At 63.9% G+C, this 10,344-nt stretch carries 11 protein-coding genes and 1 tRNA gene; 8 read left to right on the forward strand and 4 right to left on the reverse strand.

Going from position 1 to position 10,344, the window contains the following annotated elements:
* The first annotated feature begins 8 nt into the window (after positions 1-8).
* The 6 genes from ABC728_RS20370 (at position 9) to ABC728_RS20395 (ending at position 6,239) form a co-directional block, all read left to right on the forward strand.
* Positions 9-1,694 carry a ribonuclease J gene (locus ABC728_RS20370; protein WP_416617586.1) on the forward strand — a complete coding sequence of 562 codons (1,686 nt, stop codon included), beginning with the start codon at positions 9-11 and terminating at the stop codon, positions 1,692-1,694.
* A 98-nt stretch (positions 1,695-1,792) separates the two neighbouring features.
* Positions 1,793-2,197: a methylmalonyl-CoA epimerase gene (gene mce, locus ABC728_RS20375; RefSeq protein WP_416617585.1), complete on the forward strand. Its 405-nt coding sequence runs from the start codon at positions 1,793-1,795 to the stop codon at positions 2,195-2,197.
* Between the two features lie 27 nt (positions 2,198-2,224).
* Complete coding sequence (locus tag ABC728_RS20380; RefSeq protein ID WP_416617584.1) at positions 2,225-2,470, forward strand: DUF1467 family protein; 246 nt, start codon at positions 2,225-2,227, stop codon at positions 2,468-2,470.
* A gap of 36 nt (positions 2,471-2,506) precedes the next feature.
* Complete coding sequence (locus tag ABC728_RS20385; protein ID WP_416617583.1) at positions 2,507-3,700, forward strand: GNAT family N-acetyltransferase; 1,194 nt, start codon at positions 2,507-2,509, stop codon at positions 3,698-3,700.
* A 233-nt stretch (positions 3,701-3,933) separates the two neighbouring features.
* Positions 3,934-5,556 carry a tetratricopeptide repeat protein gene (locus ABC728_RS20390; protein ID WP_416617582.1) on the forward strand — a complete coding sequence of 541 codons (1,623 nt, stop codon included), beginning with the start codon at positions 3,934-3,936 and terminating at the stop codon, positions 5,554-5,556.
* Between the two features lie 143 nt (positions 5,557-5,699).
* Complete coding sequence (locus ABC728_RS20395; RefSeq protein ID WP_416617581.1) at positions 5,700-6,239, forward strand: thioesterase family protein; 540 nt, start codon at positions 5,700-5,702, stop codon at positions 6,237-6,239.
* A 97-nt stretch (positions 6,240-6,336) separates the two neighbouring features.
* On the opposite strand, the gene ABC728_RS20400 is transcribed toward ABC728_RS20395, so the two are convergent.
* A tRNA-Thr gene (locus ABC728_RS20400) sits at positions 6,337-6,411 on the reverse strand.
* A gap of 175 nt (positions 6,412-6,586) precedes the next feature.
* Between ABC728_RS20400 and ABC728_RS20405 the strand changes: the two genes are divergently transcribed.
* Positions 6,587-7,432: an EamA family transporter gene (locus tag ABC728_RS20405; RefSeq protein ID WP_416617580.1), complete on the forward strand. Its 846-nt coding sequence runs from the start codon at positions 6,587-6,589 to the stop codon at positions 7,430-7,432.
* Between the two features lie 24 nt (positions 7,433-7,456).
* Here the strand turns inward: ABC728_RS20405 and ABC728_RS20410 are convergent, their stop codons facing one another.
* Positions 7,457-7,798: a hypothetical protein gene (locus tag ABC728_RS20410; protein ID WP_416617579.1), complete on the reverse strand. Its 342-nt coding sequence runs from the start codon at positions 7,796-7,798 to the stop codon at positions 7,457-7,459.
* Between the two features lie 223 nt (positions 7,799-8,021).
* On the opposite strand from ABC728_RS20410, the gene ABC728_RS20415 reads away from it, so the two are divergent.
* A complete protein-coding gene (locus tag ABC728_RS20415; RefSeq protein ID WP_416617578.1) occupies positions 8,022-8,651 on the forward strand; it encodes a LysE family translocator in 630 nt (209 codons plus the stop codon).
* Positions 8,652-9,379: 728 nt separating this feature from the next.
* On the opposite strand, the gene ABC728_RS20420 is transcribed toward ABC728_RS20415, so the two are convergent.
* Positions 9,380-9,910 (reverse strand): GNAT family N-acetyltransferase, encoded by a 531-nt coding sequence (locus ABC728_RS20420; RefSeq protein WP_416617577.1) that lies wholly within the window; start codon positions 9,908-9,910, stop codon positions 9,380-9,382.
* Positions 9,898-10,167, reverse strand: coding sequence for a type II toxin-antitoxin system TacA family antitoxin (locus ABC728_RS20425; RefSeq protein ID WP_445376477.1), 270 nt, complete (start codon positions 10,165-10,167; stop codon positions 9,898-9,900). The genes ABC728_RS20420 and ABC728_RS20425 overlap by 13 nt, the downstream gene beginning before the upstream one ends.
* Positions 10,168-10,344: the final 177 nt, after the last annotated feature.

Raw genomic sequence — 10,344 nt, forward strand, 5'->3', positions numbered from 1 at the left:
AGGACCGAATGACGGAAGCCAAACCCAAGCAGACGATGGATTTCGCGCCCGATGCCCTGCATTTCGTGCCGCTGGGCGGGGCCGGCGAGATCGGGATGAACCTGAACCTCTACCATCATGCCGGCAAATGGCTGATGGTCGATCTCGGCGTTAGTTTCGGTGACGAAACGACGCCCGGCGTGGATATCATCCTGCCTGATACCGCCTTCATCGAGGAGCGGCTGGGCGATCTGGTGGGCATCGTTGTCACGCATGCACATGAGGATCATCTGGGCGCCATCCCTTACCTGTGGGAAGATTTGCGCGTCCCCGTCTGGTGTACGCCGTTCGCCGCCGGCTTCCTGCGGGCCAAGCTGCAGGAAACGGGCTTGCAGGACAAGGTGCCGATCCATGTTGTTCCCCTGGGTGGCAAGGTAAAGTTGGGTCCTTTCGATCTCGAACTGATCAGCCTTACCCATTCGATCCCGGAACCCAATGCCCTGGTGATCCGCACGCCGGCGGGGACTGTCCTGCATACGGGTGACTGGAAGCTGGACCCTGACCCCGTCATCGGCCTGCTGGCGGATGAGGATGCGCTGAAGAAGCTTGGGCGCGAGGGCGTAACGGCCATGATCTGCGACAGCACCAATGCCATGGTGCCCGGCTGGTCGGGGTCGGAGGCGGCTGTGAAGGACAGCCTGACCGAGCTTTTCGGACGATGGAAGGAAACGCGCATCGCCGTCACCTGCTTTGCCAGCAACGTGGCACGGCTGCATTCCATCGCGCTGGCGGCCCATGCCCATGGCCGGCGCGTCGCCTTGGCCGGACGGTCGCTGTGGCGCATCAACGAGGTGGCCCGGGCCAATGGCTACCTGACCGATCTGCCGCCCTTCCTCACGGAACGGGAGGCGGCCTTCGTCCCGCGGGAGAAGCTGCTGGTCATCTGCACGGGCAGCCAGGGGGAACCGCGGGCTGCCCTGGCCCGCATCGCCAATGACGATCATCCCGACGTGGTGCTCGAACGCGGCGATGTGGTGATCTTCTCCGCCCGGGAGATACCGGGGAACGAAAAGTCCATCGCCAAGATCCAGAATGGCCTCATGCGGCAGGGCGTGCAGGTCGTCACGGCGGATGAGGAGTTCGTGCATGTCTCCGGTCATCCCGCACGCGACGAGCTGGTGCAGATGTACCAATGGGTGCGGCCCAAGGTGGCGGTGCCTGTGCATGGGGAACATCGGCACCTGACGGTCCATGCCGCGCTGGCCCGCGACTGCCAGGTACCGGAAGTGATCGTGCCCGATGACGGGGCGGCCATCCGCCTGGCGCCGGGTCCGGCCGTGACCCTGGGCCATGTCCATGCGGGCAAACTGTGCATCGACGGCAAGCGCATAGTGCCGCTGAGCAACATGGCCATGCGTGGCCGGACCCGCATGGCGCAAAGCGGTGTATCCATGGTGACCCTGGTCATGACGCCACGTGGCGACCTGCTGGCCGACCCCAAGGTGACGGCCATGGGCCTGCTGGAAGAAGACGAGATCACCGAGGAGGTGGCCGACCTGACCGCCCGCGTGCGCGATGCCGTGGAGCGTCTGTCCAAAACCGCCCGCCAGGACGACGCCCAGGTGAAGGAGGCGGCGCGCGTGGCCATCCGCCGGTCCTTCAACAGCAGCCAGGGGCGCAAACCCCTGACAGAGGTGCATCTGGTCCGCATCTGACGGTGCCGGATGGCCGTCGTGCCGATTTGTCACGGGTGACGCAGGTGTCTCCCGTGGCTATCTGTTGGGCGAACAAACGATAAAATGAGGAGTGGGTGATGATCGGTCGTTTGAACCATGTGGCCATCGTGGTGCCGGACCTGGCCGTGGCGACGGAAACCTATCGCAGCACGCTGGGCGCCACCGTGTCGGCGCCGCTTGACCTGCCCGAACATGGTGTGACCACGGTGTTCGTCGAATTGCCTAACACCAAGATCGAATTGCTGCACCCGCTGGGGGAGGGCAGCACCATCGCCAAGTTCCTGGCCAACAACCCCGCCGGCGGCATCCACCATGTCTGCTACGAGGTGGAGGACATCATCGCCTCGCGCGATAAGCTGAAGGCCGACGGGTTGCGTGTGCTGGGCGATGGGGAGCCGCGGATCGGCGCGCATGGCAAGCCCGTGCTGTTCCTGCACCCCAAGGACCTGTTCGGTACCCTGGTCGAGATCGAGCAGGTCTGACGCAACGCGGAGGCGGGGAGGAAGATCATGGGCTGGGCGACCTGGGGTGCCATCTATTTCACCGTCTGGTGGACCGTGCTGTTCATGGTCCTGCCCTTTGGCGTCAAGCGGGAGGAGGTGGAGCAGGTCGGCCACCAGCCGGGCGCGCCCGCGCGCCCCCAGATCCTGAAGAAGTTCCTGTGGACATCGGTGCTGTCGGCCGTGCTGGTCCTGCTGGCCTGGGCATCGGGCCATTTCGGCCTGGTGGAGTGGCGCACCCTGTTCCGGGAATGATCCCGTCCCCTGCAACCCCGACGCCCGAGGTCGCACATGACCGATCCGGAACAGGTACCACCCGCCCTCACCATCCGCCTTGTCGATGCCATCGGCGCCGTGGGAGCGCAGGAGTGGGATGCCTGCCTGGCCGGCAGCCCGGGAGGGGATGACAATCCCTTCCTGTCGCACCGGTTTCTGTCGATCCTGGAACAGAGCGGTTCGGTGGGGGGCGATACGGGCTGGGACCCCCGCCACCTGACGGTGCGGGATGCGGCCGGCCTGCTGCTGGCCGTGATGCCGCTTTACCTGAAATATCATTCCTACGGCGAATATGTGTTCGACCATGGCTGGGCCGATGCGTTCGAACGGGCCGGGGGCCGCTATTATCCCAAGCTGCAATCCAGCGTGCCCTTCACGCCCGTGACGGGGCCGCGTCTGCTGGTCCGCGCCGGTGCGCCGCCGGGGCTGCCGGCCACCCTGATCCGCGCGCTGGAAGGGATCGCGGGGGAGAGCGGGCTATCCGGTGTGCATGTCACCTTTGCCGCCCCTGCGGATGTGGATTGCTTCCGCAGGGCCGGCTGGCTGCTGCGGCTGGGCACGCAATTCCATTGGGAGAACCGGGGCTATCGCGGCTTCGACGATTTCCTGGCCAGCCTCAGTTCACGCAAACGCAAGGCCGTGCGCAAGGAACGGCAGGCCGTGGCCTATAGCGGCGTGGAACTGCTGACCCTGACGGGAGGCGACCTGCGCGAGGAACATTGGGCCGCTTTCGACCGGCTCTATCGGGCCACGTCGGACCGCAAATGGGGTCAGCCCTACCTGACACGCGATTTCTTTCTCCGCCTGGGGGCGGACATGGCCGACAATGCCGTGCTGGTCATGGCGCGTGAGGGCGGGCGCTGGATCGGCGGGGCGTTGAACCTGATGGGCGCCCGCACGCTCTATGGCCGCAACTGGGGCGGGGTGGGCGACCATCCCTTCCTGCATTTCGAAGCCTGCTATTACCGCGCCATCGATTTCGCCATCGACCATGGCCTGTCACGGGTGGAGGGCGGGGCCCAGGGCGAACACAAGATCCAGCGCGGCTATCTGCCCGTGGAAACCTGGTCGGCCCATTATCTGGTGCATCCGGGCCTGCGCCGGGCCGTGGCCGATTTCCTGGCGCGGGAGCGGGAGGCCATGGGCGACCATATTGCGGATCTGGCCGCTGCCGGCCCTTATCGCCGTGCGGGGGACGGGCCCATCTGAGCCACCGGCACCCGGCGTCGGGAGCCGGGATGGACCGGGATGGAATTGCCGGGTCATGGCCGGGCATTTTCTCCCCTGTCCTGTGGCCGGGACCGGGGCAGCTTTTGCCGACATGCCGGAGAACCCCGCAAATCCTGGATATTCCCTCTGTTGGCACGCGCTTTGCTTTTATCTCGTCCGAACCGAATTGGCCCGGACGGGCCCCCAAGACAGCAGAGCCAAGGAGCCATCCCATGTCCTTCGTCCAGGATTGCGTCAGCATCTCCCGTCAGCACCTGATGGCCGGCTACCTGGCCGAGGCCGAGATGAGCTGCCGCACGGCGCTGCAGGCCGAACCGGAACATTCGGAGGCCACCCATCTGCTGGGCATCATCGCCCTGCGGGCCAATCGGGCGGCGGAGGCCAACGAGCTGTTCGCCAAGGCCATCGAACTGGACGAATCCCGCGCCGAATATCACAACAGCCGCGGCGTGCTGCTTTACGGCTGCCGCCGCTTCGCAGAGGCGGAGCACGAATTCGCGCGCGCCGTGGCGCTGGAGGAGACCAATGCCGTTTCCCACAACAATCTGGGCAACGCGCTGCGCGCTCAGGGCAAGTTGATGGAGGCGGAACGCTGCTTCCGCCAGGCGGTGGTGTTGCGTCCCAATTATGCGGAAGGCCACAATAATCTGGGCAATACCCTGCGCGAACAGGGCAGCCTGTCCGAGGCTGAGTTCTGCTTCCGCCATTCCCTGGCGCTGGCTCCGCGCAACCTGGATGCGGCTTATAATCTGGCCGCCCTGCTGCTTTACACCGACCGGCTGGACGAAGCGGGCCGCCTGTTCGCCAATGTGCTGGCCGGCGATCCCAGCCGGGCAGAGGCCGCCATCGGCCTAGCCCAGGTCTTCCAGGGTCAGAACCGGATCGAGGATGCGGTGGCCCTTCTGACAGGCGTCCATAACCGCATGCCCGACAATGCCGCCGTGCTGTTCGCACTCCAGCTTCTGCGGTCCACGCAGATCCCCGCCTGGCATATTCCCATGATCAACGATCATGAACGCAACGACGCCTACGAAGCGGCCCTGCTGAACGCCGTGAAGCCCGGCGACAAGGTGCTGGAGATCGGCACGGGGTCCGCCCTGGTGGCCATGATGGCGGCGCGGGCCGGCGCCCATCACGTCTATACCTGCGAGATGCACAAGCCCCTGGTGGAGGTGGCGCGCGAGACCGTGGCGCTCAATGGCTATGCCGATCGCGTCACGGTGATCGGCAAGAAGTCAACCGACCTCGTGCTGGGCCAGGACATGCCGGAGAAGGCCGATGTCTTCGTGTCGGAACTGATCAATGTCGGCATGCTGGCGCCGGACATGCTGACCATCCTGCAGCATGCCCGCCAGAACCTGCTGAAGCCGGATGCCAAGATCATTCCGGCGGCGGCCACGGTGCATTGCGCCCTGATCCAGGCCGATGACCTGCGCCGCATCAGCCCCGTGCGCACCATTTCCGGCTTCGACATGTCGAAGTTCGACCAGTTCCGCACGCCGGGCTATGCCACCATCGATCTGGCGGCCGATCCCCACCGCATGCTGTCGGAACCGGAAAAGGCCTGGTTCTTTGATTTCTATAAGAACATGCCCGACAGCGACGCCAAGGTGCTGACCGTCACGGCGTCGGAAACCGGCATCGCTCATGGCGTGGCCTTCTGGTTCGACCTGCACATGGATGAAAGCGTCGATTATCACAGCAAATCGGCAACCCGCACCAATCATTGGAAGCAGGCGGTCTATTTCTTCAACCATGACTTGCCAGTCGTTAAGGGGCAGCCGGTGATGATCGGCACGGGCTATGACCGGACACAGATCCACTTCTATATCTGATGCAAAGGGAGGGTGGGGCGCAGGGAGGGTGGGGGCGCATTGCGGGCTTGATTTCCCACCTGTCGTCCCCCGACTCTGCCTTTTGCCCATGACAGGGCGGCGCCGTGACCGGTGCCGCCCATTTTCATTCCGCCGGATGCCGCATGAACCTGATTTTCCGATTGTTGCGCGTCGTCGTCATGGCGCTGCTGTCCCGCCGGCCCTTCGGTCCCCTGGACACATCCGACCTGGGCCTGCGCGTCTGGCTGAATGATATCGATACGAACCTGCATATGAACAACGGCCGGTACTTCACCCTGGCCGATCTGGGGCGGGTGGATATGATGATCCGGTCGGGCATGCTGGGCCTGATCCTGAAACGCAAATGGGCGCCCGTGCTGGGGGCCGCCACCATCCGCTTCCGGCGCGAACTGAAACCGGCCCAGCCTTATCGGCTGAAGACGCGGGTCCTGTGCTGGGAAGGCAAATGGATCTATCTGGAACAGCGGTTCGAGACGGTCGACGGCCATCTGGCCGCGGTGATCGTGGTCCAGGCCGTGTTTCGGGAACGCGGGCGGACCATAGGCACCGACGAACTGATGCGCCATATGGGCGTGGCGATGGAAAGCCCCCCGATGCCGGAAGATTTGCGCGCCTGGCAGGACGCCCAGCAATCGATCAGCGATCGTGCAAAGGAAGGGTGAAGCGGCGGGTCATCGCAGACCGCCTATCGTCGGGCAACAAAAAAGGACCCAACGGGCCCTTTCACCACAGCCACAACGCCTTCCTCAGGATGAGGAATGGTGCCCCGAGTTGGATTTGAACCAACGGCCTACCGCTTACGAAGCGGTTGCTCTACCACTGAGCTATCGGGGCGCCGTCGTGGTGAAGTGGGCGTGCTTCTATCAAAGGGATTTGGGCTTGGCAACATGGAAATTTCCCCGACCTGCCGATAATCATCGTCAAGCCCCTGCATGGCACCATTGCCTGTATCATTTCGCTGCCGGATCGGCTCGGATTTCACCGGTTCCGGACCGGCGCGGGGGATGAGATGGGTGAATGGGTGGTGCCGCTGGTCCTGGCGGCGGCGTTGATGCATGCGGGCTGGAACAGCCTGCTGAAGGGCGGTGGCGACCGGCTGGTGGGAATCACCATGCTGAACACCTGGTGCGGCGTGGCCGGGCTGGCCATCCTGCCTGTCACCGGCGGGCTTTCACCGGCCGCCTGGCCGTATCTGGCCGTGTCGCTGGCGTTGCATCTGGGGTATCAGGTCTTTCTCGTCCTGGCTTATCGCGTCGGGGACCTGTCGCAGGTCTATCCCGTGGCGCGCGGGTCGGCACCGCCGCTGGTGGCCCTGGCGGGCCTCGCGCTGGGGGCCGACCCGCTGCATCCTGCCGAAGGTGTGGCCATCGCCCTGATCGCGGGCGGGATCGCCGCACTGGCCCTGCGTGGCGGCCTGCGTGTCCGCGCCGATACAAGGCCCGTGCTGATGGCGCTGGTCACGGCCCTGTTCATCGCCGGCTATACGATGGTGGATGGGCTGGGCGCGCGCGTGGCGGGCGACAGCCTGGCCTATACCGCCTGGCTTTTCTTTCTGAACGCGCCGCCCATGCTGGCGCTGGCCTGGGCCCGCCGGGGTGGGAACGGCCTGTGGCTCGCCATGCGCCGCGGCTGGCGCCGTGACCTGGTGGGCGGTGTGCTGGCCCTTGGGGGCTATGCGATTGCCATCTGGGCCATGACCCAGGCGCCGATCGCATTGGTGGCGGCCCTGCGGGAAACCAGCGTCATCTTCGCCTTGCTGATTGCGCGCCTTTGGCTGAAGGAGCCTGTGGGGCGCTGGCGCGTGGGGGCAGCGCTGCTGGTGCTGGCCGGCATCGCCACCTTGCGTCTGGCCTGATACGCGCCAGCCGTCTCCGGCGCCTTACTGCACGACCCAGCCCTTATCCGTCTTCAGGAAGGTCTTTTCCCCTGTTTGTTGTATCTCTCCCATCAAGGTGTCGGCAATGATGGAGAAGGAGCAGACATAGCCGTTGGAATCGGGCTTGGCCTTGCACTGGTGCTTCTTGAAGCTCCTGATTTCCCCCATGGCCTTGAACCCCTCGCGCCGGCCGATCAGGCGTCCTACCTCCGCAGCGGCGGAATTGACCTGGTCGAACTGGCCCTGGACGGCATCCCGCATCTGCGCCTCGCTGGGTTCGCCACCACAGCCCGCCAGCATCAGCAGCGGCAGCAGGGTCCCCAGGATCAGCCCGGTCCTTTTCATGTCGGCGCAACCCTCTTGTCATTGTCCATCCCGTCAGCCTATCCGGCCTTGCCGTCCTTCCGCCAGCAGCTTTGACGCCGGCTCGCCCCTCCTGTGGACCCCTTTGCCGGGCGCCCCGGACGGTTCGGGACGTCTATGCGGGTCTGTCAAACCCGACGCGATATCTTTATGATCATATGAAGACAGTCGACAGATATTCCACCGCCCCCATCGCCCCGGTCCCATGCCTGTTCCGTTTGAAACCGCCCTGGCCTTTGTCTCCACGGCTCTGCTGCTGGCCCTGGCGCCGGGGCCTGACAATCTTTTCGTGCTGATCCAGTCGGCCTTGAAAGGGCCGGTGAAGGGTGTCGTTGTCACGCTTGGGCTATGTACCGGCTTGATTTTCCATACGGGCGCCGTGGCCTTGGGTGTGGCGGCCATCTTCCAGACGTCCGAACTGGCCTTCACAGGGCTGAAATTTCTGGGGGCGGCCTATCTGTTTTATCTGGCCTATGGCGCCCTGCGCGCGGGGCCGGAAACCCTGGCCGATGGTGATGGGGTGCCGGGCGAATATGGCCGGCTTTATCTGCGCGGCATCGTCATGAATATCACGAACCCCAAGGTGGCGATCTTCTTCCTGGCCTTCCTGCCGCAATTCACGGCGCCCGACCGTGGGGGCATGGCGGCGCAGATGTTCGCGCTGGGCGGTCTTTTCATCCTTAGCGCCTTCGTGGCCTTTTCCGGCATTGCCCTGGCGGCGGGCGCCATCCGCCGCTGGCTGGGCCGGTCGGACCGGGTGCAGGTGATGCTGAACCGCATCGCCGGCCTGGTTTTCATCGCGCTTGCCGTGAAGCTGGCGACGGCCCAGCGATAGATCGCCGGCCGGGCATCACCCCCGCCGCCTCCGCACAAGCGCAATGGGGATCACCCGCAATCCGTGCCCACCCCGCGGGCCGTTCTCTCCGGCTTCCGTCGGGCCGTCCAGCAGTACGCCTCCGGTGAGCACTTGAGTGCTGCATCGGTCAACATTTAGGGCCTCCTTGCGGAAAAGTACCGTCACGCGGTTCTTGGAGGCCTATGTCGTAGAAAGCGCTTATAATTCAGCGTTTATATCAAAAAAAAGTACCGTCATGAGCCTCATTGCTCCTGACGGTATTTTCGTTTTTCCGGTTGATCAATGGGGGCAAGGCCCGTCAGCGAGGCCGCCGAACGCCATCTATGCCCACCGATAGATGTCGATAGGCGCCGGATGATTTTATTTTTTCTTTCAGTAGCTTAGATCGTACCGCAGGGTGAAATCGGCGGCGTTCGGCGGGGCCTGAATCATTCCCACTCGATAATTTTGGGTCAACCTAGTGCATTGAAAAATAATGCGAAAATATTTTTTCGCATATCGAGATACCGTCTAGGCTACCGTCAGAAAAGTTCGATCTTGAAATTATTGAGTTTTTTGGGCTGGCGATGAAGCTCGACATTGCGCCATCTATCGCTGGAGACGGCAACTGCCAGCATATGGGCATCGACTCAGCAAATGCGCTCGATGAAACATGATTATACCGTCATGGTTCTTGGTTGGCCATCCTCAAGATGGACCGCTTCAACCTACCTGAAACCCGCGACAACGGTTTCAATGGGCAGGAACAGCGTCCGGCTGTCCTCGGGATATTCTATGAACTCCGCGTAGCGCAGATAGAAGCGTTTGGCCGCCCCATCCTTCGCTTGAACCATCACCGCCCCAATGCCGATGCTTTGCGAGGCCAGCGCGATCCGCCGCAGCGCGTCCGACAAGAGGTCCGCGCCGAGGCCCTTGCCCGCATGGTCGAGGCTAACGGCGAGCCGCCCGATGATCGAAACCGGAATCAGGTCGGGTGCGTTGCGCCGCACCTTGCCGGGAGCTGCGCCCCGCTCAACCGATCCCGCCGAGATGCAGAAATAGCCGACGACCCGATTTCCCGCGCGCACGACGTAGGTGCGCGAGAACCGGCTTTCGTTCTTCAAGGCCCGGTGCCGCAGCCAGTCGTTCAGTGCAGGCTCGCCGCAGTCGAACGTCGAAAGATCATGCTCCGCCGTCAACGGAACGGGGGCAGACAGTTGCGGTTCGGGATGGTCCGGCGTGTCGTCTATTTCTGCCATGCCGGGGTCCGGCGCAGCAGCGCCTTGAGCTTCGGTCCCGGCGCGGGCGGATTGTCGAGCGCCTGCATGAAGGCGTCGTAGCGTTCGGAGTCCAGCGTGAACAAACGCTGATCGAGCAGCACATCCACCGCTTGCCGCCGTGCGCTTTCCACCATGAACTCGGTGCGCGTCTTGCCAAGGACCGCCGCCGCATCGTCGATGAGTTGGCGAGTGGTAAACTCGATCCGCAGGTTGATGCTGCCCTTGGCGTCGGCCACAGAGGCGCGCGCCGCGACGGCAGCAGTCGCAGAACGGGAAGATTCGGGAGGGGCGAGACGTGTTTTTGCCATGACCGGAATATGGGTGTTTGTATCCACACTGTCAATACAGGAAGGATTGCCTTCGGGCCGCTTTCGGCTACGCTCGAACCAACGCTATCGCGTGTTCCGCCACCG

This window comes from Niveispirillum fermenti (genome assembly GCF_052474395.1).